The sequence below is a fragment of the Halioglobus sp. HI00S01 genome (assembly GCF_001635445.1).
Classification (GTDB): Bacteria; Pseudomonadota; Gammaproteobacteria; order Pseudomonadales; family Halieaceae; genus Halioglobus; species Halioglobus japonicus.
In genome coordinates this window covers 1-217 of record NZ_LWEE01000115.1, presented here as the reverse complement: position 1 = coordinate 217, position 217 = coordinate 1, and the positions used below count along the sequence as shown (strand labels likewise).

The window sequence follows — 217 nt, the reverse complement described above, 5'->3', positions numbered from 1 at the left end:
GTTCGGGCCGGCGCTACCACCGCGCAGTACGATATGGCCGTAGGCATTGCCCTTGGTGGTGAACACTGATACCTGTCCCTGGCGGTTAATACCCAGGAAGCGGTGCGGCTTGGAAACCGAGTTCAGTGCGTTGGTGGCTACCGTCAAGCCGCCATCGGTGCCGTTTTTGAAGCCCACAGCAGAGGAGAGGCCGGAGGCCATTTCGCGGTGGGTCTGG

Annotated in this window: 1 pseudogene; it reads right to left on the bottom strand. The window is 61.8% G+C overall.

Features of this window, described 5'->3' with window-relative positions:
- Positions 1-217: pseudogene (locus tag A3709_RS14875) on the bottom strand (3-deoxy-7-phosphoheptulonate synthase); the annotation flags it as partial.